General features: G+C 63.6%; 23 protein-coding genes and 2 pseudogenes. 15 read left to right on the top strand and 10 right to left on the bottom strand.

Annotated features, from left to right (window positions below):
* From BXA03_RS25430 to BXA03_RS25420, 3 genes and pseudogenes are all read left to right on the top strand, one after another.
* Window positions 1-189 (top strand): annotated as a pseudogene (locus BXA03_RS25430) (methionine synthase); the annotation flags it as partial.
* 1093 nt (window positions 190-1282) lie between these two features.
* Window positions 1283-2029, top strand: coding sequence for a tyrosine-type recombinase/integrase (locus BXA03_RS25425; protein ID WP_076511964.1), 747 nt, complete (start codon window positions 1283-1285; stop codon window positions 2027-2029).
* A gap of 7 nt (window positions 2030-2036) precedes the next feature.
* On the top strand, window positions 2037-2681 hold the full coding sequence (locus tag BXA03_RS25420; protein WP_234983841.1) for a Rossmann-fold NAD(P)-binding domain-containing protein: 645 nt from the start codon (window positions 2037-2039) through the stop codon (window positions 2679-2681).
* Between the two features lie 101 nt (window positions 2682-2782).
* On the opposite strand, the gene BXA03_RS27395 is transcribed toward BXA03_RS25420, so the two are convergent.
* Complete coding sequence (locus BXA03_RS27395) at window positions 2783-2968, bottom strand: hypothetical protein (RefSeq protein ID WP_143476465.1); 186 nt, start codon at window positions 2966-2968, stop codon at window positions 2783-2785.
* A gap of 45 nt (window positions 2969-3013) precedes the next feature.
* Window positions 3014-3241: a transposase gene (locus BXA03_RS27610; protein ID WP_076511962.1), complete on the bottom strand. Its 228-nt coding sequence runs from the start codon at window positions 3239-3241 to the stop codon at window positions 3014-3016.
* Window positions 3242-3560: 319 nt separating this feature from the next.
* Here BXA03_RS27610 and BXA03_RS25405 point away from each other — a divergent pair, with 319 nt between their 5' ends.
* The 3 genes from BXA03_RS25405 to BXA03_RS25395 all read left to right on the top strand — a co-directional run bounded on the left by BXA03_RS25405 (window position 3561) and on the right by BXA03_RS25395 (window position 7049).
* Window positions 3561-4565 (top strand): alpha/beta hydrolase, encoded by a 1005-nt coding sequence (locus BXA03_RS25405; RefSeq protein ID WP_200803435.1) that lies wholly within the window; start codon window positions 3561-3563, stop codon window positions 4563-4565.
* A gap of 8 nt (window positions 4566-4573) precedes the next feature.
* On the top strand, window positions 4574-5608 hold the full coding sequence (locus BXA03_RS25400) for a helix-turn-helix domain-containing protein (RefSeq protein ID WP_076511961.1): 1035 nt from the start codon (window positions 4574-4576) through the stop codon (window positions 5606-5608).
* A gap of 202 nt (window positions 5609-5810) precedes the next feature.
* Window positions 5811-7049: a methyl acetate hydrolase AcmB gene (locus BXA03_RS25395; RefSeq protein ID WP_076511960.1), complete on the top strand. Its 1239-nt coding sequence runs from the start codon at window positions 5811-5813 to the stop codon at window positions 7047-7049.
* 330 nt (window positions 7050-7379) lie between these two features.
* On the opposite strand, the gene BXA03_RS25390 is transcribed toward BXA03_RS25395, so the two are convergent.
* The 3 genes from BXA03_RS25390 to BXA03_RS25380 are packed head-to-tail and all read right to left on the bottom strand — an operon-like array spanning window position 7380 to window position 11386.
* Window positions 7380-9572, bottom strand: coding sequence for a xanthine dehydrogenase family protein molybdopterin-binding subunit (locus tag BXA03_RS25390; protein WP_076511959.1), 2193 nt, complete (start codon window positions 9570-9572; stop codon window positions 7380-7382).
* 13 nt (window positions 9573-9585) lie between these two features.
* Window positions 9586-10578 carry an FAD binding domain-containing protein gene (locus BXA03_RS25385; RefSeq protein ID WP_076511958.1) on the bottom strand — a complete coding sequence of 331 codons (993 nt, stop codon included), beginning with the start codon at window positions 10576-10578 and terminating at the stop codon, window positions 9586-9588.
* Window positions 10565-11386, bottom strand: a complete 822-nt coding sequence (locus tag BXA03_RS25380) for a 2Fe-2S iron-sulfur cluster-binding protein (RefSeq protein WP_076511957.1) — start codon at window positions 11384-11386, stop codon at window positions 10565-10567. Before BXA03_RS25380 ends, BXA03_RS25385 begins: the two co-directional genes overlap by 14 nt.
* A 1284-nt stretch (window positions 11387-12670) precedes the next feature.
* Here BXA03_RS25380 and BXA03_RS25375 point away from each other — a divergent pair.
* From BXA03_RS25375 to arsH, 9 genes are all read left to right on the top strand, one after another.
* Window positions 12671-13438 carry an IclR family transcriptional regulator domain-containing protein gene (locus BXA03_RS25375; protein WP_076511956.1) on the top strand — a complete coding sequence of 256 codons (768 nt, stop codon included), beginning with the start codon at window positions 12671-12673 and terminating at the stop codon, window positions 13436-13438.
* A gap of 53 nt (window positions 13439-13491) precedes the next feature.
* On the top strand, window positions 13492-14256 hold the full coding sequence (locus BXA03_RS25370) for an amidohydrolase family protein (RefSeq protein WP_083716522.1): 765 nt from the start codon (window positions 13492-13494) through the stop codon (window positions 14254-14256).
* Window positions 14253-15125: a beta-keto acid cleavage family enzyme gene (locus BXA03_RS25365; RefSeq protein ID WP_076511954.1), complete on the top strand. Its 873-nt coding sequence runs from the start codon at window positions 14253-14255 to the stop codon at window positions 15123-15125. Before BXA03_RS25370 ends, BXA03_RS25365 begins: the two co-directional genes overlap by 4 nt.
* Entirely contained in the window at window positions 15122-16321 is a 1200-nt protein-coding gene (locus tag BXA03_RS25360; protein ID WP_076511953.1) for a CaiB/BaiF CoA transferase family protein, read from the top strand. The genes BXA03_RS25365 and BXA03_RS25360 overlap by 4 nt, the downstream gene beginning before the upstream one ends.
* Before the next feature lie 2 nt (window positions 16322-16323).
* A complete protein-coding gene (locus BXA03_RS25355) occupies window positions 16324-17301 on the top strand; it encodes an acrylyl-CoA reductase (NADPH) (protein ID WP_076511952.1) in 978 nt (325 codons plus the stop codon).
* Between the two features lie 560 nt (window positions 17302-17861).
* Window positions 17862-18182, top strand: coding sequence for an ArsR/SmtB family transcription factor (locus BXA03_RS25350; RefSeq protein ID WP_076511951.1), 321 nt, complete (start codon window positions 17862-17864; stop codon window positions 18180-18182).
* 80 nt (window positions 18183-18262) lie between these two features.
* Window positions 18263-19549 (top strand): arsenic transporter, encoded by a 1287-nt coding sequence (locus BXA03_RS25345; protein WP_076511950.1) that lies wholly within the window; start codon window positions 18263-18265, stop codon window positions 19547-19549.
* Between the two features lie 23 nt (window positions 19550-19572).
* A complete protein-coding gene (gene arsC / locus BXA03_RS25340) occupies window positions 19573-20004 on the top strand; it encodes an arsenate reductase (glutaredoxin) (RefSeq protein ID WP_076511949.1) in 432 nt (143 codons plus the stop codon).
* Window positions 19955-20707, top strand: a complete 753-nt coding sequence (gene arsH, locus BXA03_RS25335) for an arsenical resistance protein ArsH (protein ID WP_076511948.1) — start codon at window positions 19955-19957, stop codon at window positions 20705-20707. Before arsC ends, arsH begins: the two co-directional genes overlap by 50 nt.
* Here arsH and BXA03_RS25330 read toward each other — a convergent pair.
* From BXA03_RS25330 to BXA03_RS25310, 5 genes and pseudogenes are all read right to left on the bottom strand, one after another.
* Window positions 20704-20946: pseudogene (locus BXA03_RS25330) on the bottom strand (transposase domain-containing protein); the annotation flags it as partial. The gene arsH and the pseudogene BXA03_RS25330 sit on opposite strands and share 4 nt — an antisense overlap.
* A 124-nt stretch (window positions 20947-21070) precedes the next feature.
* Complete coding sequence (locus tag BXA03_RS25325) at window positions 21071-22522, bottom strand: NAD-dependent succinate-semialdehyde dehydrogenase (protein WP_076511947.1); 1452 nt, start codon at window positions 22520-22522, stop codon at window positions 21071-21073.
* Window positions 22523-22555: 33 nt separating this feature from the next.
* On the bottom strand, window positions 22556-23335 hold the full coding sequence (locus tag BXA03_RS25320) for a short-chain dehydrogenase/reductase (RefSeq protein WP_076511946.1): 780 nt from the start codon (window positions 23333-23335) through the stop codon (window positions 22556-22558).
* A gap of 49 nt (window positions 23336-23384) precedes the next feature.
* Entirely contained in the window at window positions 23385-23849 is a 465-nt protein-coding gene (locus BXA03_RS25315) for a Zn-ribbon domain-containing OB-fold protein (RefSeq protein WP_076511945.1), read from the bottom strand.
* A 1-nt stretch (window position 23850) separates the two neighbouring features.
* Complete coding sequence (locus BXA03_RS25310; protein ID WP_076511944.1) at window positions 23851-24996, bottom strand: thiolase C-terminal domain-containing protein; 1146 nt, start codon at window positions 24994-24996, stop codon at window positions 23851-23853.
* Window positions 24997-25029: the final 33 nt, after the last annotated feature.

The raw sequence follows: 25029 nt of genomic DNA, 5'->3' as shown, positions 1-25029 counted from the left end.
GACGCGGTGGAGACGCCGGAGGAGGTGGCCGACACCATCGCCAAGGCGCTGGAGTTCGTGCCGAAGGAGCGGCTCTTTCCCTGCACGAACTGCGGTCTCGCGCCGATGAGCCGGGACGTGGCGTGGCGCAAGCTGGAGGCGTTGGCAGCGGGCACGCGGCTCGCCAAGGAGCGGCTGGGAGCGGCCTGAGTTCGCGCGGCCGTCGCGGCCCGGCCGCTGACGCCGTCAGTGGCTCTCTTCCGTGAGCCGGCTGAGTCGCGCCACCAGCGCCCCCAGCTCGAAGGGCTTGGTCATCACGTGCATGCCTGGTCCAGGTGTCCGTGGCTCAGCACGGCGTTCTCCGCATAGCCGGTAATGAACAGGACGGGCAGGCCCGGGCGGGAGGCCCGCGCCCGTCTGCCACCTGCCGTCCGTTCATGCCGCCCGGCAGACCGACATCGCTGGTGAGCAGGTCGATGCGCACGTCCGTCTGGAGGATGCAGGGCCTCCATGCCATCGGCCGCCTCGAACACCGCATAGCCCAGCTCGTCCAGGATCTCCCGGACGAACAGGCGCTCGCTCGCCTAGTCGTCGACGAGCAGCAGGGTGTGCCCGTTGCCGTCAAGCTCGGGCGAGCCGGAGGCGTTCGTCGGCACCGCCATGCCGGCTGGGCTGTTTGGCGTAACCGTAGATCATCGACAACCTCAAGCCGGTGGCATAGGCAGGGTAGGTGAAGAGGAGCGGCTTACTGAGGTCAGTAGCGACCAAGCAGCAAAAAAGCCCCAGCTCGCTTGAGGCGAGGCTGGGAAGTGAGAAAGCTAGGCGATTACGGGTGCCTGCTCGTCTACGTCATATGTGGTTGGAAAGATCTGACATCAGCGACGATGCGTTGGAGGACGGTTAAGCAGCGGTTGCTGTCGTTCGACGTTGTCCATCGAACGACAGCTATCGGTCGCCATGTTGGCGTCCGCAGAGATGCAAATCTGGCGCAGCTTCATCAGTCGAGGGATTGCCGCTTTCCGTGTTGGTCGCCTACTTATCTGCTGCGCTCTGGTTCGCTAGCCCAGCCCCGGAGGCCGATTGAAAATCCGCGTGTCGGCGGTTCGATTCCGCCCCAGGCCACCAAACACCTACGCCTAGTCCCTCCGACTAGGCGTTTTTGTTTGTGCGACAAGGACTTGGCTCCGAAATGTCGCTCACAACGTTCCAGGTCGTCCCGTTACATCCCGCGTTTGCCCGTACCCTGAGCCGTACCCTAGAGTGATCTCGTGAAAAACACCTTCCGGGGGTACGGGGTTACGAGATGGGACTGCTGAGCGAGACGCAAATCAAGGCGACCAAGCCTGGGCCGAAGGAGTTCTTCCTCAATGATGGCGACAACCTGTTCTTGCGCGTGCGCAGCAGCGGGAAGGCCTGGATCTACCGCTACGACAAGGACGGGAAGACCGTCAAGCTCGGGCTGGGGCCGTACCCGGCGGTGACGCTGGCGCAGGCGCGCGGCAAAGCCTATGAAGCCAGCAGTCTTCGCGCGGGTGGACAGGACCTCAAGGAGGTCCGTCGGCAACGTGAAGAGCAGGAGCGTGTTGCGGCGATGAACACCTTCGCTCTCCTGGCGCGTGCGTGGGTCGCCAGCGCGAAGAAGGACAGGCAATGGTCGAGCGGTTATGCCGACAAGGTCATCCGTCACCTGGAGATCCACGTCTTCCCCTGGATCGGCGACCGGCCGATCGAGAAAATCGCTCCGACCGAGATCGTGCGATGCCTGCACCGGATCAAGGACCGCGGCAACCTTGAAACGGCTCAGCGCGTACGAGAGGCAGTACAGCACGTGTACCAGTACGCGGTCGACGTCGGTGCTCTGGAGCCGGCTGGGAATTTCGTCAACAAGAACACAGGCGGCCTGTCGGCTCCGCGCAGCCGCCACTATGCGGCCATCACCGACCCCGTGCAGCTCGGGCAGCTGTTGCGCAACATCCGCTCCTACAACGGTTCCTTCATCACACGCTGCGCCCTACGCCTCTGCCAAGGCGCTGCTGGCGCAGGGTCATGAAGTCGTCGTGCACGTGCGATCGCGCTGTCGCCTTTCGGCCGTGAGGGAACTGGTGGGCCTGGGGGCCGTCACGACCTTCGGCGATCTGTCTGAACCTTCGCAGTTGCGCGATCTCGCCATGCAGGTCAACGCGATTGGCCCAATGGATGCAGTCGTTCACAACGCGGGCATCTATTCCGGATCGCAGGTCCTTGTTGTCAACACAGTCGCGCCATACGTCCTCACGGCTCTGATCCAGCGTCCCAAGCGCCTGATTTACCTGAGCAGCAGCATGCATCGGCGCGGACGGGCCGGCCTAGCGAATATCGATTGGATCGGCGGCTCGCCCTCCGGCAGCTATGCGGACAGCAAGCTGTTCGTTACCGCGCTGGCCGCAGCTATTGCACGCCTGTGGCCTGATGTGATCAGCAACGCGGTAGATCCGGGGTGGGTGCCGACCAAGATGGGCGGTCCGAGTGCGCCCGATGACCTGAGGCTGGGACACTTGACTCAGGAGTGGCTCGCCACCAGCGACGACCCCGAAGCATTGACCACGGGCGGGTACTGGCACCACCAGCGACGCATGCAGCCGCATGCCGCTGTCAACGATACGCGGTTCCAAGATCTGTTGCTCGCCGAACTGGCACGCGCCACCGGCACGATGCTGTCCTGATGGCCCCCACGGTGTTCGCCGAATGAGATGATTCTGGACCAGTTTCCTCATCGCGCTCGTCGGCATAGCATCCTCGACGTCATGGGCGTCATCACCTGCCTTCAGCAGCCCGTGTTCGGGGAGTTGCCAAGTGGTGAGCGGCTGTCCGTGCCTGCGCGCATGTCCATAGGCTCGACACAGAGCCAGACGGCGTCGACGCGGATCATCGAAGCCAGTCGCGCAGTCAGGTTGCGCACGGTGCGGCGGCCGTTGCCGGCCATACGACGATGACGGTCGTGCCTGAGCATTGGAGTTCGATCCGGAGTCGCCATCAATCGCCGGAGCGCTGAGGGCTAAGGGAAAGAAGGTCGGTGCGGGTTGCGGCAGGGACTCTTAAGGCGAGACCGCAGGCGGCAGTGACGGTGGCTAGTGCTGGGCTTCGATGACCCATTACGCAGCATGTTGGCGTTGAGGCTGTGGGCCAGCGCGACCGCTGCCACGGACACGCCCGGTCGTGTGCATTGCGCGATGAACGGAGCCTTGAAGTCCTGGGTATGCCGGCGCCTACGTCGCCGGCCCATCAAATAGATTTCTCAGGTGTCCATGTGTCCGCTCGAGTTATGTAGACGCGAGGCTCTTACGCAGGGGCTCGGGTCAACATGACTTGACTGGCCGCTTGCGTTGTGAAACTGCTATTGCGCATCGCGCTTTTTCTATGTCGCTCGGATTTTCTCTATGGCCGTGGTGCGTAGTGCGGGGAGCAGGTCGGGCCCTGACCGATCCTTTCGAATAGCGGAGAGTCCTCCTTCCAACACCGGTAGAGTCTGCGTTCGCACAAGGGAACGCGCTCAAATCTTCAGCGCGACTTGGCCGCATGCGGGCGGTTTGAAGGAACACGGGATGAATAAGCTCATTCATGGACTGGTCGAGGGGACAGGCGCACAAGCGCGGCTCGACCGACCGGCCTTTGACCCCGAACTGCGCGCAGGCCTGGCCATCGTGGGCGGAATGTTCCCGCCGACCGTGACCAATGACCTGATCGCGTTCATGCGGGCGTCCTACGCCGGGCCGCCTTTGGAAACGCTCATCGGCGGGCGGAGCATCCGGTGCGAGGACCGCGTCTTCGAGGGTTACGAGGGACACCCCCTCAAAGCGTCTGTTTTCCGTAACGAGCGTGCCTCCGGGCGCCGCCCCGGTGTGCTTTTCGTGCATTCCGGCGGTCTGCTGTTCGGCGATCGGTTCAGTGGGCTGGACCGGATGATCGATTTCGTCGAACAACTGGGCGTCGTGCTCGTGTCAATCGAGTACCGATTGGCGCCGGAGTATCGCGACCCTTATCCGCGGGAGGATGTGTACGCAGCGCTGGAATGGATGGCATGGCAAGCGGAGTCGCTCGGCGTGCGCCTGGATCGCCTGCTGATCGCAGGCGCCAGCGCGGGGGGAGGCTTGGCGGCCGGTGCGGCCCTTGCGGCGCGCGATCGGGGCGGTCCCCGCCTGTGCGGTCAGCTGCTCGACTACCCGATGCTGGACGACCGCGGCATCACGAAGTCCACCCGTCAATTCGATGGCGTCGGTGTCTGGGATCGCGTGAGCAACGAAACCGGCTGGGGCGCGCTGCTTGGTGACGCTCGCGGTGGTCCGAATGTCTCACCTTATGCCGCGCCGGCCCGTGCAACCGAGCTATGCGACCTGCCGCCCGCGTTTCTCGACGTCGGCAGCGCCGAGATCTTTCGCGACGAAACTGTCGCCTACGCAGACGCCCTGTGGAATGCCGGCGGGCAGGCCGAGCTCCATGTGTGGCCGGGTGGGTTCCATGCGTTCGACATCTTCGCGCCGCACACCGCACTGTCGCGTGGAATGATCGCCACGCGCAGCGCATGGATGTCACGCGTCCTGGGCGATTGAGGGGCTGTATGCAGGAACTGCTTGCTCGACTGAAGGCCCTCGACCCCAACGCCAGTCTGGCGTTGAGGATCATCGCGTGTTTTGATGAGTTGGTCCGCGGTGGCGTCAATATTCAAGGGCTCCTCGGGGCGGCAGCCTCGCTTGCAGGTTGTTTCGCGGGGTATGCCGGGCATCAATCGCAGCGCACGCTCCGCGTCGGCCCGGACGGGCAGACCCTTAAAGGCAGTGCCTCCACTCCGCCTGCCGGATGCCTGGCAGCAAACGGCATGACCGTGTGGCTGGAGCGTCAGGGGCCAGCCCATGTGAACGATGCGATGATCCTCGAGCGCCTCGCCCTTGCCCTGGCCATCCGCAGCGGGCACCAGGCGGAGGAACCGCTGCGCCGGCTTGGAGATCTGCTAGACGCCAACGTAGACGTGGAGCAGCGCCGTGCGACGGCCGCCAAATTCGGATTGGCACCGCACCTGAAGTACCGCGTTGCCACCTTGCCGCTCTTCGCGACCTGGAAGCAACACAGGGACCTGCTGGAAGACGTCGTCCACACCCACTACGGCCCGCTGCACGTGTGCGTGCTCCACGCCGAGGTAAAACACATGGACGCCAGCCCTTGCGGGATCGGGGGGGCTGCAGCGCTCGAAGACCTGCACCGATCGCTGGCCACAGCACTCGTGAGCCTGCGCTTGTGCGCATTGCCCGAGGTGCCGGTCGTCATTGCAGACGACTATGGTGGCCTGATTGATCTGCTCGCCCAGTGTTCGGTAGATCGACCGCTTCTTGACGTCGAGGAACTCGAAAGCGTTATGCAGCATCCGTGGGCCATTCGAACTCTGGATGCGCTGCTTCGCTCCGCGTCCATCCGCGACGCATCACGCATAGCCGGTGTCCACCACAGCACCATGCAGGCGCGACTGGAGACCATTCGCGACATGTTGTCGTTCGACCCACTCGACGGCATCGGCCGAACCCGCGTCGGCCTCGCCTTCCTCGCTTGGCGCGTTCGGCATTCGTCGGCGCTGGACCTGCCACCGCCCACTGGTCGCTAGGCCCAACCGCCAAATGTCGGGGTTTGACCCCTCCAGGCGCGCCGGTCGGCGGTTATCGGTCACCGGGTAAGTTGCTACTGTCTCGTTGCCACAGGTCGCCGCCGGAGATGCGTTGGTCCGGATCGTCTTTTCGACTACACGCGGGCGTTCCGCGCTTCTGCACCTCGCCTGCGGCTGTGGTTCAACAACATGGAGACAGACGATGACCGAACTGAAGAAGGCGATCGACGCCGTACTCGATGGCGTGACGACAGGCACACCCCGCGTGCCAGGGGTTTCGGCCGCGGTGACCGACCGCCACGGCACGATCTATGAAGGCGCGCGCGGTGTCCGCAACACCGGGACCGGCGAGCCGTTCGAGCCCGACTCCGTGTGCGCAATCTTTTCGACCACCAAGGCCATCGCAGGAACGGCTTGCCTGCAACTGGTCGAAGAGGGACTTCTCGACCTCGACGCGCCTGCGAAGGAATTCGCGCCCCAACTTGCTGACATCATGGTCATAGAGGGCTTCGGCGAAGACGGACAACCCAGGCTACGCCCACCCAAGCGCGACGTCACGACGCGTCACCTGCTCACGCACACGGCCGGTTTTAGCTATGACTTCTTCAACGAGACGTACGCCCGCCTCGCCAACGAGCAGGGCCAGCCATGGGTGGTTGACGCTTCTTGGAAGTCAATCAAGACGCCGCTGCTATTCGATCCGGGCGAGCAGTGGGCCTACGGCAGCAACATCGACTGGGCCGGCATGGTGGTTGAGGGCATCACTGGCAAGCGGCTCGGCGAAGTGATGCAGGCCCGGATTCTCGGCCCGCTCGGGATGGCCGACACCGCTTTCACGATGACCCCTTCCATGCAGTCGCGGCAAGCGACGATTCACGCGCGCGAAGATCGTGATGGCTCGCTCGTTCCTCTCAACGGCGTGACCTTGCCTCAGGACCCGGAGATCCACATGGGTGGGCACGGCCTCTACGGCACCGCCTCGGACTACGTGAAGTTCATCCGCATGTGGCTCAACGACGGGCGCAGCGACAGCGGAGAGCAAATTCTTCGACCGGAGACAGTCGAAATGGCTTCCCGCAATCATCTGCCTAAGGGCATGCACGTGCAGATGCTGCCCGGCGTCGATGCGACCAAGACTGCAGCGTCCATCCTCCCCGTTTCGAGGCCAAGACTGTCCAACGACGCCGAGTTCTTCCCTGGCATGCCGAAGACCTGGGCACTCACGTTCATGATCAACGAGGAAGAAGCGCCCACGGGCAGGCCAGCCGGAGCACTGGCATGGGCTGGCCTCGCCAACCTGTACTACTGGATCGATCGTGCTAACGGCATCGGGGGGTACTGGGCGACCCAGATCTTCCCGTTCGTCGACCCCACCTCTGTAGCAGGCTTCTTGGCGATGGAAAAGGCAACCTATCAGCACGCAGAGCTCCGCCCTCGATGAGAGGTACACAACACAGCCTCGCCATTCAAGGCAGGAGCTGTGATCATCGCGGTCATGTGATCGATCTGTCAGGAAGCTGGGTCGCTTAAACATCGCTTCGCCGCGTGGGTAAGCGTCAGCTTCCGACAAATTGCTCGATCGTGCGGGGATCGATTGGGCCTCCGTCGAGCATCCATCGGCATTAAAGATGGGACGGTCGGACGTCCACTGCCGCGCATCACACCGCTCAGCCGTAGCGAAAAGCCGAGTGCTGCGTTGGGTTGACCGGCTGCCATGACAGGCCTCCAGGTGCGAGGCCTTTTGCGCGGACTCAGTTGCCTGACGCTGCCTCTATAGCAGCTTTTCGGGCGTGATGGGCAGCTCGCGTACGCGCTTGCCGGTTGCGTGGTAGACGGCGTTGGCGATGGCCGCAGGGATACCCACCATGCCGAGTTCGCCCATTCCCTTGACACCTAAAGGATTGACGATGGTGTCGTCTTCCTCCACGAAGATGGTCTCAATGGAATGGATGTCCGCGTTTACCGGCACGTGATAGTGCTGGAGATTCGCTGTGACGATCCGGCCGTAGCGGTGGTCGATTTCTGTCGCCTCTTCCAACGCCATGCCGATGCCCCACACCACGCCGCCGATCTCCTGGCTGTGTGAGGCCAGCGGATTCAGGATCTTGCCGCAGGCTGTAACCTCGATCACGCGGGTGACCTTCACCGTGCCTAGGCTGGGGTCGACCTTCACCTCGACGAACTGGGCGCCATGCGCGAGCGTTGCGTACTTCGCGCGCTCTGGCGATGGTGTCGAATCGTAGGTTTCAGTGATCTCGCTGGTCCCAGTTCGGCGCATCACGTCTGCAACGTCGACGGCTTTGGCGGGATCGCTCTTCAGCCGAAGGCGACCATCGAGCATCTCCACTTCGGCTGTGTTTGCGCCCTTTAATGGCGATGCCGCATCACGGTTCGCCAAGTCGAGCAGCTTTGCCACCACGCCGAATGCAGCGCCGCGCACGGCCGACCCCACGCTGGAGGTCGTCCACGAGCCCCCTTGTGCAGGCGCCTTGGGTTGGCGTGTATCACCCAGCTCGAAGTGCACCTGATCCAGCCGGAGGCCGAGGAACTCGGCCGCGATCATGGTCATTACGGTATAGGTGCCCGGCCCGATGTCGCTGGTGGCACTGGCCACGGCGGCCGTGCCGTTGGCCTTGTATGAGATGCGCGCGCTGGCGGGCATCTGCATGGCACCCCAAACGCTCGATGCCATGCCCCAACCGACCAGCAGGCGACCGTCGCGCATCGATCGAGGCTCGGCCTTGCGGTTCTTCCAGCCGAACTTCTCGGCACCCAGGCGGTAGCACTCGCGCAATGCTTTGCTGGAGAACGGCTTGCCGCTTTCCGGGTCGACCTCGGCGTAATTGATGAGACGCAGCTCCATCGGATCGATCTTGAGCGCGTAGGACAGCTCGTCCATGGCGCTCTCCAATGCGAACATCCCGCTCACCGCGCCAGGCGCACGCATCCAGGTGGGCGTGGCCAGGTCTGTCGCTGCGACCTTGAGCGGCGCATGGAGGTTGGGACAGGCGTAGACCTGCCGGGTAAAGCCGGTCGTCGAATCGGAGAATTCCTCGAACGACGAGGTGTTGTGGAAAGCCTCGTGGATCATCGCCGAGAGCTTGCCGTTGCGGTCCGCGCCCAGGGCCACCCGCTGGATCGTGTCGGGCCGGTAGCCGTGACCCGTGAACATCTGAGTCCGGGTGTAGACCACCTTGACCGGGCGCTTGAGTTCGCGCGCGGCCATGGCCGTGAGTGAAGGGTAGTAGTTCGGCTTGAGCGATGCTCCGAAGGCGCCGCCGACGAAGGGGGAGATCACGCGGATGTTCTCGGCTGGAACGCCGAAGCTTTCCGCCAGATGCTTCTGAACGCCGTAGACCTCCTGCGTCTTGTCGAAGATCGTGAGCTGGTCCCCTTGCCAGAAGGCAATCGCTGCGTGCGGCTCGATTGGATTGTGGTGGTTGATCGGAATGCGGTATTGCGCTTCGACCTTGACGGCCGCTGTCTGCATCGCCGCGACGGGGTTGCCGCGCGGCGCGCCCTTGGCCGTGGCAGGGTCTGGTTGGGCGCGGTCCAGCACCTTCGCCAGGTCGGTGTTGTGCGCTTCGGTCTCGTAGTTGGCCTTCACCAACCGCGCAGCGTACCGGGCCTGCTCGTAGCTTTCGGCCACAACCAGCGCAATCGGCTGTCCGTTGAAGAATATCCGGTCCGATTGCAGCGGCCATGTCCATGCCGGCTGCGCGCCTGCCGCCGGTGCCGGGCCGAGCTTGCCCGCGTTCAAGTGGGTGAAGACGCGAATCACGCCGCTGGCCTTCTCGGCCTCGCGCGTGTCGATCGCGGAGATGCGACCCTTGGAGGCTGTGCTCAGCACGATAAAGCCATAGGTGATGTTGGGAATCTGGAACTCGGCGGTGTACTTCGCCTTGCCCGTGACCTTGGCGAGTCCGTCGACCCGGGGCGTTTCCTTGCCTAGATAGCGTGACATGTGATTCCTCTTCTCAAGCCAGCCGCGCGGCGCGCATCAATGCTCGCACGACAGAACGGTGACCCAACTCGACCTTGTAGGCGTTGTGCGCCAGAGGCCTTGCGTCGCGCAGCGCGGCCTGCGCAGCGCGTTGAAAAGTCGCCTCGTCGGCCCGCTGGCCCACGAGCACCGCTTCGGCCTCGGCACTGCGCCAGGGCTTGTGGGCAACGCTGCCCATCACCACGCGCGCCTGCCGGATCCTGCTGCCTTCCATGTCCAGTGCGGCGGCGACCGACACCATCGCGAAGGCATAGGACGCGCGATCGCGCACCTTCAGGTAGTGCGAATTTCGCGCGAAGTCGCTCGACGAGACGGGGAGCTCGATGGCAACGATCAGATCTCCATGTTCCAGGTTGTTGTCGCGCTCGGGTGTCGTGCCGGGCAGGCGGTGGAAGTCGGTGATGGTGATCAGCCGCTCGCGGCCGTCCGGCGCGCGAACGCGCACTTGGGCGTCGAGCGCGTAGAGCGCCGTAGCCATGTCTCCCGGGTAGGTCGCCACGCAGGCTTCGCTCCAGCCGAGGATCGCGCTGATCCTGTTCAGGCCTTCCCGCGCGGCGCAGCCGCTGCCGACCTCACGCTTGTTGCACGGCATCGACGTGTCGTAGAAGTAATTGCAGCGTGTACGCTGCAACAGGTTGCCGCCGTTGGTCGCCATGTTGCGCAGTTGCCCCGACGCACCGGCGACGATCGCCTGCGTGAGCAGCGGATAGTTCTCGCGGATTAGCGGGTGGTTCGCTGTTTCGGTGTTGGTGGCCAATGCACCGATGGACAGGCCTGCGCGGCTGCGTGTGATCTCGCGCAAAGGCAGGCGGGTGATGTCGACCAGTCGCGTCGGGCGCTCCACATCTTCCTTCATCAGGTCGAGCAGGTTGCTGCCACCGGCGAGGTACTTGGCCTGGGGAATGGCCGCTAGGGCGGCGGTGGCGGAAGCGGCATCCGTTGCGCGTACGTACTCAAACGGTCGCATGGCCGTCTTCCTTTCTGGCGGATGCCAGCTGGGTTTCGGTTGCGAAGCCCCAGGTCTGCGCAGCCTGTCGGCCTGAATGCACTTCCTGGATTGCGGCAACGATGCCGGGGTAGGCGCCGCAGCGGCAGATATTGCCGCTCATGCGCTCCTTGATCTCCTCGTCCGTAAGGCGAGTGGTCATCTTGCCGACGTTCTCGGTGACGTGGCTGACCTGGCCACGCTGAGCCTCGCCGAGCATGCCAACGGCCGAACAGATCTGGCCGGACGTGCAGTAGCCGCACTGGAAGCCGTCGTGCTTGATGAAGGCAGCCTGCATGGGATGCAACTGCTCGCCTTTTGCCAGACCCTCGATGGTCGTGACCTCGCGGCCGTCGAGCGTGGCGGTCAGCGTCAGGCAGGACAGGACTCGCTGCCCGTCAATCAGCACCGTGCAGGCACCGCACTGCCCCTGGTCGCATCCTTTCTTTGAGCCCGTGAGCGCGAGCCGTTCGCGCAGCGCGTCGAGCAGGACCACGCGCGAGTCGACCTCCAGGGTTCGGCGCGCACCGTTGACTTGAAAGCTGACCTTCACTGTGTTCTGCGCGATGACAGGCGCCGACGCTGCGCCCGGAAGCGGCGGAAGCTGGGCGAGTGCAGACTCAGTCGCCAGCAAGTTCGCAGCGAAGAGGCCAAGACCACCACTGCTGGTCTGCATCATGAATGTGCGGCGCGCTTGGCCGACGTCGCCGAGCGCTGGCATCTCGCGAAGAAGGGCGGACTCGTCGGCGCTGAGTTCGGTCGGCGTGTCGTTCTGGATTTCGTGGGGCATGGACTGCATCCTTTCTGCGGGATCGAAGACTGAAGGCGCCCGAGTCTGCACCCCCCAAAGTGCACGTTCACACTGGGCAGCATGTGCGCGGGCTTGCGACTTCGGCATCAGCGAGTGACTGGTACTGGTAGTTGTTTTTTGCCACTTTCCAGTGTGTCGGGAGATGTGGAGGACGACTACCTCGAACGCTCTTAATGCCTCTATTAATACGGCTAATGAATATGGCTGCGTGGGTGCTGGTAGGGCCTCGTTGCCGCTGAACGAGCGGGCGCACAGAGTGACGCCGGTGGATCGGCGAGTGAGGTCTACTGCGGGCAGGCGAGGCGGTGTGTCCGACGCCGTCCGGTGTTTGATTGGCATTCGGTTTTTTGCGCTGACGTCGTGCGCATTGCTCTACCGAGTTCGGCGTGAAATGGTTTCACACGGACTTGTGCTGACAGAGACTTTGACAATGCACATCCGTACTGCCTCGCTCCTCCCCCTGAGGCCTACGTGATGGGTGGTCAGGTCCCAAGCATGGTGTTCGACAGAGCCGCCTATCAGCATCGTCGGCTTGACCGACTCGCCCAGCAGAAGCCAAGCGAGCACAACGCGACTACAACGCTGGCCTTGTCGATCGGGGCGAAGGTCGTTACTTCCCCAAGTTTGATGGGCTTATATTGAACCCTCCAAGAACCGGCGGTCGTCAAGCCGGACAACGCCAACTACAGTACGTTAGGCCGAGTCAGCACGCGCACTTCATCAACGGACAGAAGGACCGAAGCAAAGTTCTTACGATCGCGAAGAAGAACGTATGTGCCGCGAGTCCTAACCCACTTGAGATGCCGAGAAGCCCGGGCTTGACGATCACTGACGCAAATCCGGCGAGCGCCTTCGGCATCACGGCGTGGGCGAGCCATTTTTTCCTTTGACCCCGTTCGACCAACATCTTGCGTTGCAATGGCCAAACCAAATTGTGATCATGCCGAACCTGCCGGTTGCGCTCGACATGCGGGCCAACACGCCACTGCGCAGCAATTCAGCATCTGAGGTCGCTCGCCTTCGACGGGAACTCTGTCGAGCCAGAGGCGAGGTGTTCAACTATATCGAGCGGTTCTACAACCGGTTCAGCAGGCATTCAAATTCAACTACCTCAGCCCGGTTCAATTCAAGCAGCAACGGTTAAAGCGTCACGCAAATGCGTCCAGGGGACCGGGGTAAGCACATCCTCCGCTGATTGAGCTGACAGCGGCTCAGCGCTGAATGGCACGCGCTCGCATTAAGATCGGCCGCAAGTGGTCTTGAATGAAATGTGAGATTCCCGTCAGTGTCGTCCGCCGCACGGTCATCCTACTGCGTGCACTGAATCGGCACGCGCTCTCAACTCCAGAACAGCTGCACCAAGAAACCGGGTTACCCAAGGCAACCATATCGCGCATGCTGCAGGCCTTGCAGCAAGAGGGGTTGGTCGTCAAAGCGCGGTACGGCAGTTACTACGTCACCGCCGGAGTCGTCATGCTGGCGAGCGGATTTCGGGGGGAGCCCAAGCTGGTGCAAGCTGCCAAGCCAGTTGCGGACGCGCTTACGCGTGAAATCCGCTGGCCGGTTGCTGTCGGCGTGCCAGATCAAGGCGAACTGGTGGTGCGCTATGCCACGACTTCGCTGTCGCCACTGACTTTCTTCCATGCGCCGGTTGGGATGCGCCTGAGCCTTGTTAGCCACGCCATGGGTCGTGCCTACCTCGCGCATTGCACGGCAACGGAGCGGAGCCTCCTGCTCCACCTGGTGGGAAGTGCCTCACGCGAAATCGATCTCCTCGCCGGTGATGCCCAAGCCGTAAGCACGACGCTGCGTGAAGTGAGGCGCAAGGGATTTGCGCTACGGTACACCGGCTTGCGTCCCGAAAGCTCAACGATTGCTGTGCCGGTGCTCGAGTCGCGGCGCGCCATAGGGGCGCTTGGGCTCACCTGGTTCACATCGGTGATGAAGCCGGGAGTGGCTGAGCAGAAATTCTTGCCGGCACTGAAAGACGCAGCGCGGGAGGTTTCCCGTCGCCTCAAGCACCAGGAATGAGGGGCGCCTTCAACTTTCCGCTGAACGGATTCTTCGCAACTTTCGCTTGAGGGTTGGCCGAAGAGAATGTGCACGGCGCAGTTGCGGTGCAGAAGCGGCTGATTTACGGGTACGACAACAGCTACATCCTGGATTCCTGCAGGCTGTATCCAGATACATTCGCGTCGCTCGTCATCCTCGATGCCGAGGATCCCGCAACGCCAGGGTTGCTGCGCATGTGGACGGCGAACAACCAGTTGGCCGGTGTGCGCCTGTTCGGCTATCGGCAGCCGGACGGCAGCACCCCGTGGCTCAACTCCCCGGAGGCGCTGCGCACTTGGCAGGCCGCGCAGGAGCTAGGTCTCGTCGTAGACCTGGAGGTGATCTGCCAGAACGGCGGCGCCGTGGTCATTCCCATGCTGCTGGACCTCGTGGAGCGCTTTCCCGACGTGCCCGTGGTTCTGGACCACCTTCTCGAACCTCGCGTGGCGGATCAGGACTTTGGATTCGCGGCTGGCTACGAACGGCTTGCCGCGCATCCCCGCATCTTCTACAAATTCACCTCCATCAACCTCGACATCCTCCGTGAATCGGGCGTGGACGCAGCTGCCTTCCTTCGGCGTGCGGTTGATCTGTTCGGCGCGCGCCAGTTGATGTGGGGCTCGGACATCGGCACATCCTCCGGTACCTATAAGGACATGGTCGCCCGGGCCGTCGCAGCAACATCCCACCTCGACGATGGAGAACGCGCAACCCTCTTGAACGAAACCGGGCGGCGAGTGTTTGTGCGAGGCGGTGCGGTTGCGGATCCCACGCGGCAGGGAAGGAGCACGCGATGAAAACGATCCTCACCTGCGCGCTGACGGGCGGCGCAGACACCGCCCACCTCAGTCAGGCGATCCCCGTGACGCCGCAGGACATCGCACAGCAGGGTATAGACGCAATTCGCGCAGGAGCGGCCATCCTGCACATTCACGTGCGCGACCCGGAGACAGGTAAGCAGAGTGTGCAGTTGGCGCACTATCAAGAGGTCGTGGAACGCATCCGCGACTCGGGAACGGACGCCGTGATCAACCTGACGACGGGACCGGGGTCCCGGTGGGTGCCCGGAGACAACCCCACCGTTGCTGGCGCTGACAGCAGCATGATGTCGGCCGAGCAACGGGTCGAACACATCCTGGCGCTGAAGCCCGAGGTGTGCAGCCTCGACATCGCCACGCTGAATTTTGGCAAGCACGTGATGATCAATCATGCACGCGATGTGTGCCAAATGGCTGCCTTGGTCGAGGGCGCTGGAGTGCGCACGGAAATCGAGGTGTTCGACTTCGGGAATCTGCGAGAGGCGCTGCACTTGATCGAGGAGAAGCGAATCCCTGCGCCCTCGCACTTTCAGTTCTGCCTCGGCGTACCCTGGGGCGCACCGGCTTCGACCGAAGTCATGTCGCTCATGAAGACGCAACTTGCGGGCCGACACCCCTGGTCGGCGTTCGGAATCTCGCATGCGCAATTCCCCATGGTGGCGCAGGGCGTGGTTCTTGGCGGGCACGTCCGTGTCGGCCTGGAGGACAACCTCTATCTGAAGCGCGGCAAACTCGCGCCACACAACGCAGCGCTGGTGGAGAGGGCGCGGGTTCTCGTCGAGGCTGTGGGTAGCGAACTGGCCACGCCCGCGGAGGCGAGGCAGATTCTCCGCTTGGGGCGGATATGAAAGGGCCGCTGAATGGCGTGCGCGTCCTGGACATGTCTCTTGTCCTGGCAGGGCCAATGGCATCGATGTACTTGGCGCAACTGGGAGCTGAGGTGGTCAAGCTGGAGCCCCCCGGGGGCGATCCTATGCGCGCCAATTCCGATGACGGGAGCAATACGCCTGACGCATTCGTTGCCCTGAACGCCGGAAAACACAGTGTGTGCCTGGACCTGCGGTCCAAGGACGGGCAGGCAGCGATCCGCGAACTGGTGGCTGACTGTGACGTCTTTCTCGAGAGTTTCCGGCCGGGGCTGCTGGCGCGGTACGGACTTGACGAAAAGGGCTTGCGGGCTGTCAACCCACGGATGATTTACTGCTCGATTTCCGGGTATGGGCAGCGTGGGGAGTGGGCGGGACGGGGCGCGTATGACCTTGTGGTCCAGGCTGCAACAGGCATGATGATGCTATCTGGCGATGAAGAGAATCAAGCTCCCGTGAAGGTTGGGTTCCCGGTCGTTGATGCCGCCGTGGCGATGTTGTCCTCGATGGCGATCGCCGCAGCGCTGCATCAGAGGCAGGTGGACGGCAAAGGACAGTCGATCGACGCATCGATGGTGCAGGCGGCTCTTGCATTGATGTATCCCGTGGCAAGTGCCGTCATGACCACCGGGGTGGAGGCGAAGCGTGTCGGGAATCGAGGCTCCATGGGGAGCCCCGCCACGGATACCTACCGCTGTGCAGATGGCTGGCTCGCGGCTTCCGTCAACACGCCAGCACAGTTCGGCAAATTGGCAACCGTGCTGGGGGTCGACGCCTTGTGTTCGGATCCGCGTGCTCTGGACCTGGACGCATACGCCGGCGCTCCGGGAGCGCTGGTCGCATCAGACCTGGACTTCCTGCGCTCCAACTTATGGGCGGCCTTTGCGACCCGCAGTGCCGCAGAACTGGAGTCGGCGCTCAACGCGGCTGGGGTGGCTGCGGCAAAGGTTCGCACGATTGGCGAGTTCCTCCGGGAGGTCGACGATGGCAGCAAGATCGCTTTGTCGGGTTTGCACGTGGAGCAGAACGGACGCGTTGTGCGCACTCCAGGCGTGGGCTTCGGCTTCGGCTTCGGCTTCGGCTTCGGCGACGATACCGCGCCCGCTACCCTTTTCAGTGCCGAACCGCTCGGCGATAGCAACTCACGCTTCCTCAAAGCGTCACCTAACAAGGAATGATGATGTTTCCCGCACTGGTTCTCGAAAAGACGCCTGACTTCACGGCGCGTGTGCGCGACGTGGACGATGCATTCCTGCCCGAGGGAGACGTCGTGGTCGACGTCGAATACTCCACGCTCAATTACAAGGATGGTCTGGCCATCACGAACAAGTCCCCGGTGGTGCGAAGCTGGCCAATGGTCGCGGGCATCGACGGTGCCGGCGTCGTGGCAAGCAGTTCGTCTCCCAGGTGGAAGGCAGGCGACCGGGTGGTGCTGAACGGCTTCGGTGTCGGTGAGACGCACAAGGGCTGCTTGGCGGCACGCGCGCGGCTGCGCAGCGAGTGGCTGGTGCCGCTGCCATCCGAGTTCAGCACGAAGCAGGCGATGGCGATCGGCACGGCTGGGTATACGGCCATGCTTTCGGTGCTCGCGCTTGAGCGTCACGGCATCCGGCCGGACCAAGGCGAGGTCCTGGTTACAGGTGCGACCGGGGGTGTCGGGTCGGTGGCCGTTGCGCTTCTTTCCCGGCTGGGGTACCGGGTTGTCGCTTCCACGGGAAAGGCAAAGGATGCCGGGTGGCTTCAGGAACTCGGTGCTGCGGACCTTCTTGATCGCCAAGAACTCTCGGTGCCTGGCAAGCCCTTGCAAAAGGAACGCTGGGCGGCAGTGATCGACGCGGTGGGAAGCCACACGCTTGCGAATGCTTGCGCGCAGACTCGGTATGGCGGCGTGGTGACCGCTTGTGGACTTGCGCAGGGCATGGATTTTCCTTCGTCCGTGGCGCCGTTCATTCTGCGTGGTGTCACCCTTGCCGGCATCGACAGCGTCATGGCCCCGATGCATTTGCGGGAAGAGGCGTGGGCCCGGCTCGCAACGGACCTCGATCCGCGTTCGCTCGACGTAATCACCACGGAGATTCCCCTTACGCAGGCGGTGGCCACTGCGCAAGAACTCATGTCAGGGCAGCTGCGCGGCCGGATCGTGGTGAAGATCCATTGACGCGGCTTATGCGGTGATCGTGCCGTAGTCGCTAACCAGCCAGTAGTCTTGCCGCGGTTGAGCAGATGCGCCATGGCGCGGATGTCATGGCCCTGCTGCTCGAGGCTGGCAAGGTTGACCTGGTCTTCAGGCTGAAGCTGGGTGTAGCTTGGAAAAAGTCTGCAAAACCACGTTCTCGCAGACGCCGACGCGTGTCACGGCGTGTTGATTGATGCCCGAAGCCCGTGACTGGCATGCCCAATGGGCCTTCATGGCCCTTGCTGCCTGCGTCCGCACGCTGTCATGGGGCGGCTGATGCCCCAGAGGACGCGGTGACCTCTGCGTGCTCAGAAAATGTCGCCGCGCCATTCACAGCTTGCTCATCGCCAACCGCATCGTCACGCGATGCCGTGTTCTTGATCAGGCGCGATAGCGTACCTTGGCATGGCCGAACTGCAGCTTGATCAGCCGAAAGGGGTCTTCCACCATCCGTACGGTGAAGGCATCTTGACTTCCTCGCGCGCCGGCTTGGATCGGTTCTCAACAATTCGAGCTTTGTTGAAATGTCGTAAAGTAGCGGCATGGATGAGTCTGAAGTTGTCGAAGCGCTGGCCGCGCTGGCCCACCCGGTGCGACTGCGTATCTTTCGGGCGTTGGTGGTCGTCGGCCAGGATGGCCTGACGCCCGGCGTCATGAGCGAGGGGCTGGACATCCCCAACACTTCGCTGTCGTTCCATCTGAAGGAGCTGACCCGTGCTGGCCTGGTCTCGCAAGAGCGCGCGAGCCGCCACCTGGTCTATCGCGCGCAGTACGACCGCATGAGCGGTCTGCTGGGCTTTCTTACCGAGAACTGCTGCCAGGGCGCCCCTTGCGCCGCGACCGAAGCCGCTTGCAAATGCTGACCCTGGTACCTCGCTCGCTGCAGCACCGGGCCTGAGCGGCCCTGTTTCCCTCCGCCACCGTACCCGAGAGCGTCACCGCCATGCTTGCGGCAGTCCTGATCTTCGTCTTCACCCTTGTTCTGGTCATTTGGCAGCCGCGTGGGCTGGGCATCGGCTGGAGTGCCAGTGCCGGCGCGCTGGTCGCGCTTGCGCTGGGCGTCGTGCATCTGGCGGACATTCCTGTGGTCTGGGGCATCGTCTGGAATGCCACCGCGACCTTCGTGGCCGTCATCATCATCAGCCTCCTGCTGGACGAGGCCGGCTTCTTCGAGTGGGCAGCGCTGCATTTCGCGCGTTGGGGCGGCGGTAGCGGCCCGCGGTTGTTCGCCCTGATCGTGTTGCTCGGGGCGGCGGTGGCGGCACTGTTCGCCAACGACGGGGCGGCCCTCATCCTGACGCCCATCGTGATGGCCATGCTGGTCGCGCTGGGCTTCTCGCCAGCAGCCACCCTGGCGTTCGTGATGGCTGCTGGCTTCATTGCCGACACTGCTAGCCTGCCGCTGGTGGTCTCCAACCTGGTGAACATCGTCTCGGCCGACTTCTTCGACATCGGCTTCGACGACTACGCATCGGTGATGGTGCCCGTCAACCTAGCGGCCGTGGCCGCCAGTCTGGTCGTGCTGTACCTGTACTTCCGGCGAGACGTGCCCGCAGCGTACAACCTGGGACAGCTCAAGGCTCCGGCGCAAGCCATTAGGGACCGAGGAACGTTCCGCGCAGGATGGGTGGTCCTGGCGTTGCTGCTGGTTGGCTTCTTCTGGCTGGAGCCACTGGGCGTGCCAGTGAGCGCGGTCGCGGCGGTCGGTGCGGTGGTGCTGCTGGCTGTGGCCGCCAGGGGACCCGTCATCAGCACGCGGAAGGTGCTCCTCGGGGCGCCCTGGCAGATCGTGATGTTCTCGCTCGGCATGGACCTGGTGGTCTATGGCCTGCGCAACGCCGGCCTGACGGGCTACCTCGCCGGGCTGCTTGACCAGTTCGCCCAGGGCGGCGTGTGGGGCGCGGCCTTCGGCACTGGTTTCCTCGCGGCAGGCCTGTCCTCCGTCATGAACAACTTGCCGACCGTGCTGGTGGGTGCGCTGTCCATCGACCAGTCGTCGGCCACGGGTGTCGTCAAGCAAGCCATGGTCTACGCCAACATCATCGGCTGCGACCTCGGCCCCAAGATCACGCCCATCGGCAGCCTGGCAACGCTGCTGTGGCTGCACGTGCTGTCGCGCAAGGGCACGACCATCGCGTGGGGCTACTACTTCCGCGTGGGCATCGTCCTGACGCTACCCGTGCTGGCGTTCACGCTGGCCGCACTCGCCCTGCGCTTGAGCGCAGGCTGACGCACCGCACCAAGGAGCACTGCATGAGCACCATCACCATCTTCCACAATCCCGCGTGCGGCACCTCGCGCAACACGCTGGCCATGATCCGCAGCAGCGGCGAGGAGCCAATAGTCGTCGAGTACCTCAAGACGCCGCCCGACCGCGAGACCCTGAAGGGCCTCATCGCTGCGACGGGCATGGCCACGCGCGAGGTGATGCGCCGCAAGGGCACGCCCTACGATGAGCTGGGCCTGGACGATCCCAAGTGGACCGACGAACAGCTGGTCGACTTCATGCTGCAGCACCCCATCCTTATCAACCGACCCATCGTCGTCCCGCCCCTGGGCACGCTGCTGTGCCGTCCCTCGGAACTGGTGCTGGGCATCCTGCCCAACCCTCAACGAGCCGCGTTCGCCAAGGAAGATGGCGAGCAGGGCATCGACGCCGAGGGCAGGCGTGTCGAGCCCCAGTGAGCTTCCCAGCCTGGACCAGGGCTCATTCCAGGCACTGGACCAACAGCGCCTGTTCCCGGCAGCACGGGCATCGCATGCGCCCCGCATCCTGCTGCTGTACGGCTCGGTCCGTGACCGCTCCTGTAGCCGGCTGCTGACCGAAGAGGCGGCGCGGCTGCTGCAGGCCATGGGTGCCGAGACCCGCATCTACGACCCGCGGGGCCTCCCCTTGCCTGACGGCGCGCCGGACGACCATCCCAAGGTGCGTGAGCTGCGCGAGCTGGCCCAGTGGAGCGAGGGCATGGTCTGGTCGTCGCCGGAGCGCCATGGCGCGATGTCCGCCATCCTGAAAGCCCAGATCGACTGGATTCCGCTGTCCGTCGGTGCGACGCGGCCGACGCAAGGCAAGACCCTGGCCATCATGCAGGTCTCAGGCGGCTCACAGTCGTTCAATGCTGTCAATCAGATGCGCGTGCTGGGCCGCTGGATGCGCATGCTGACCATCCCCAATCAATCGTCGGTGGCCAAGGCTTACCAGGAGTTCGACGAAGCCGGCCGGATGAAGCCGTCGTCGTTCTACGAGCGGGTGGTCGACGTCATGGAAGAGTTGGTGAAGTTCACTTGGCTGACGCGGGACGCCGCACCGTACCTGGTGGACCGCTACAGCGAACGGCGCGAGAGTGCAGCTGCACTTGCCGCGCGGACGCGGCTGACCAGCATCTAGCCGACGGACGGAGGTGCCCAGTGGTAGGGCAGCAGGTCGGCCAGCGCGGATGCGGGCTGCGTCGGCAACCGCTCCAGCACGTCTTTCAGATACCGGTACGGCTCATGCCCGTTGAGTCTGGCCGTGTGCAGCAGGCTCATGATGGCAGCCGCACGCTGCCCGGCGCGCAGACTACCGGCGAACAACCAATTCTTGCGGCCGAGCGCGACGGGCCGAATGAGGTTCTCGATGCGGTTGTTGACTGCCGTGCCGATTACCGTGTGATGAACTTGATTGCAACCTCTTGGGTCGGTTCGAGATGGGACCACTTCCCCAAGAGGATGGCAGCATGCCGTACGAACGGCCCGCCTGCCGGATGGGGGGTCAGGTGCCGACGGCAAAATTGACGTACTTGGTGACCAAGTACTCGTCGATGCCATGACGCGAACCTTCGCGACCGATTCCTGATTGCTTGACACCACCGAAAGGCGCCACCTCTGTGGAGATCAGTCCCGTGTTGACACCGACCATTCCATATTCCAACCGTTCGGCCACGCGCCACGCGCGCGCCAAATCGGCCGTGTAGAAATATGAGGCAAGGCCGAACTCGGTGGCGTTGGCCAGCGCCACCACCTCGTCTTCGTCGTCGAACCTGAATAGCGGTGCGAGCGGGCCGAAGGTCTCCTCCGTCGCCACCGCCATCTGCGCATTGACGTCGACGAGCACGGTGGGCTCGAAGTAGGTCTTTCCCTTCGCATGTCTCGCTCCGCCGGTCAGCACGCTGGCGCCGCCAGCGATCGCGTCTGCGATGTGCGCTTCCACCTTCTGCACAGCCTTTTCATCGATGAGTGGCCCGATGGTGACGCCAGCATCGCGTCCATCGCCGACCTCGAGTCGCCGAACCGCGGCGACCAGCCTCTGTGCGAAGTCGTCGTAGACGGATCGATGCACATACACGCGGTTCGTACACACACAGGTCTGGCCTGCGTTGCGGTACTTCGATGCGATCGTCCCCTGCACCGCCGCATCCAGGTCGGCATCTTCGAAGATGATGAAAGGGGCGTTGCCGCCCAGCTCCATGGATACCTTCTTGACTGTCGCGGCGGCCTGCTCCATCAGTTGGCGCCCGATCTCGGTCGAGCCGGTGAAGCTGACCTTGTGCACCGACGCGTGGCTGCAGAGCTCCGCGCCGATTTCGGCGGCGGCGCCGGTTACGACCGAGAACACACCTGCAGGGGTGCCTGCCTGTTCGGCCAGGGAAGCGAGCGCCAGCGCCGAGAGTGGCGTTTGCGATGCCGGCTTCAGCACCATGGTGCAGCCCGCGGCCAGTGCGGGGCCGGCCTTCCGGGTAATCATGGCGGACGGAAAATTCCACGGGGTGATCGCTGCGCAAACCCCAACCGGCTCCTTGAGCACGACGATGCGCTGGCCCACCACCGGGGCAGGAATAGTCTCTCCGTATACACGCTTGGCCTCCTCTGCGTACCATTCCAGGTACGACGCGGCGTAGCGAATTTCCCCCCGCGCCTCGGCCAGCGGCTTGCCTTGCTCTGCCGTCATGAGCAACGCCAGGTCTTCGATGTTGGCGAGCATCAGGTCGCTCCAACGGCGCAGGATCTGGCCTCGGTCCTTCGCGGTGCGGGAGCGCCATGCGGACAGGGCGGCACTTGCGGCCTCGATCGCCTGCCGGGTTTCGGCCGTCCCGAGCCGAGGCACGCGACCCACCAAGTCGCCTGTCGCCGGATTCGTGACGTCGATCATCGATGGCGCGGTGATCCATTCGCCGTTGATGAAACACCGCTCGCGCAGCAGGTCGGGATTTTGGAGGGTCAGCATGGTATTGATCGTTGGCTCTTGTTTGAAAGACGCTCAGGGCCGGTAGCTGCGACCGCCATCCACGGCGACGATGGTTCCGCTCATGTAGCTCGCCCGGCTGGACGCGAGGAACGCGACGACATCCGCAATCTCTCGTGGATCCGCTGCGCGGCCAGCCGGCAGCTTGCTGGCGTCCTGGCACTCTCGCCAACGTTCTGGGTCACCGAAGCGCTGTTGCGCCTGTTGGCGCAGCACGGCTTCGAGCCTCTCCGTCTTCACCAGCCCGGGATTGACACCGACGATACGCACGCCGTCGTCGATGGAGTTCCCGCCTACAGCGCGTGTGAACGCCATGAGCGCGGCGTTGCCAGCGGAACCGACCACGTATTCCGCGCTAGGCCGGTCGCCAGCGAGCCCGATCACGTTGACGATCGCACCGTTTTTGCGATCGCGCATACCGGACAGCACGGCGCGGCTCAGGTCGATCGTTCCGTAGACCTTGAGTGCCCATGCGCTGCGCCAGCGGTCTTCGTCGATCTCGTCGAGATTGCCTCTGGGAATCGCCCCGGCGTTGTTGATCAGGATGTCGAGTTCGCCGCAAGCGGCAGCCAGTGTGACCGCCGCGCCGCGCGCTGCCAGATCGCACGCGTGGGTTTTGGGCAAAGGGTAGCCCCTGGCCGCAATCTCGGCTGAAACGGAGTTCAGGTCAGCAGCGCCGCGCGCGGCGAGATGCAGCAGGCATCCCTCTTCGGCAAGTACGAAGGCGATCTCCCGCCCGATGCCCTTGGAGGCGCCGGTGATCAGGGCGCGCCGGCCCTTCAGTTGTAAATCCATGAGTTCCCTCTTGGGTTGTCGTGCGTTAGGGACGGCCGTTAATGGGGAGTCAAGATGCGTCCATGCTGGAAGTCTGATGCGAATCGGCAGTTCGGCCATGCGCCTTGGCAAGCCTGAAGCGCGGCAAAGCGATCTCCGAGGTGACGCGCTCGAACGCGACCTCGACGGCATCACCGACTTTCGGAACGCTGTTGGGCACCCCGATGATGTTGCTGTACATCCTCGGTCCCTCTTCCAGCTGGATCATCGCGACGTTGTACGGCACGTCCAGCTTGAAGGCCTGGTTGTAGACCTGGTGATACACGATGTAGGAGTAGATGACGCCGCGGCCTGAGAGCTCGTGCCATTCGAACTGGTACGAGAGGCAGCGCGGGCAGACGTGGCTGATCGGAAATCGCACGTGCTGGCAGGACATGCATCGCTGCATGCAGAGCCTTTCGTCGTGCGCGGCGACCCAGAACGGTCGATTGCTCTCGGTGAGGGTAGGGAGCGGTTTGAGGTAGTCCATGGTCATCTCAGCCCTTCCGCAGGATGTTGGCATTGGCGCAGTTGAGCTCTCGGCCCCTGCCGGTCACGAGGCAGACTTCGGCGCCCTTGACCTGCCGGACCCCGCATTCGCCCCGCATCTGCCGCACACCTTCGACGATGTGCAGCCAGCCCTCCATGTAGGACTCCGACAGGTTGCCGCCGGCCGTGTTGATGGGCAGTTCGCCGCCCAGACGGATCCTGCCTCCTTCCACAAAGCTGCCTGACTCTCCAACCTTGCAGAACCCCCCGTGTTCGAACCACAGCAGCACGCTGCTGGTGAAGTTGTCGTACAGCTGGGCGACGTCGATGTCCTTCGGGCCCACGCCTGCCATCGCGTACGCGTCGTTGACCGCCAGCTTCTGATGCGGGACATACCACCAGTCCTCGTTGTCCATGTTGCGTGTCGTGTAGGCCTGTCCCATGCCCGCGATGAGGACCAGCGGATGCTTCAGGTCTTTCGCCCGTTCCGGTGTCGTGACAATGACGCAGACCCCACCATCGGAGATGAGGCAGCAATCCAGAAGATGCAGCGGCTCGACGATCCAGCGGGATGCTTGGTGGTCTTCAATGGTCATCGGCGTGCGCATGATGGCATTCGGATTCATTGATGCGTGATGGCGGCAGGTCACCGCGATCTCGCCGAGTTGGCGGCTTGTAGTTCCGTAAAGCGCCATGTGCCGGCTGGCCGTGATGGCGCTGTTGCCTGCGGCTGCCATGAAGCCCCAGATGCCCCACGAGTCTCCCCAGCCGGCTGCTTTGTCGAACTTGTACCCTCCCGTGGCCGCCGAGTCTCCGAAGACGCAGGCGACGTAGTTCGCCATGCCCGCGTTCACGGCCAGTGCCGCCTGTTGGAGCAGGGCGCCCGCGGTGCCGCCGCCCATGTTGAAGGTGCCGGTGAAACGTGGATCGATGCCTAGCGCCTCGCCAACGCGCAGATAGTTGAGCGGCCCCTCTGGCGAGGTGGTGCCGGCCATGGTCATCAGGCCGTCGATCTGTTCTTTCTTGAGGCCGGCGTCGTCGATGGCGCGCTTGAATGCCTCCACGGCCAGGGTGAGCGGTGTGGAACCTGGCAGCTTGCCTTGCTCAGTGGCGCCGACGCCAACGATGGCAGTCTTGTCGCGCAGATGGTGCATTGATAGTCTCCGTCAGGTGTTGTTGATGCGCCC

The sequence above is a fragment of the Pseudacidovorax sp. RU35E genome, assembly GCF_900156165.1.
Taxonomy (GTDB): Bacteria; Pseudomonadota; Gammaproteobacteria; order Burkholderiales; family Burkholderiaceae_C; genus Xenophilus.
The sequence above is the reverse complement of the archived record's forward strand: the minus strand, read 5'-3'. Positions and strand labels throughout refer to the sequence as shown.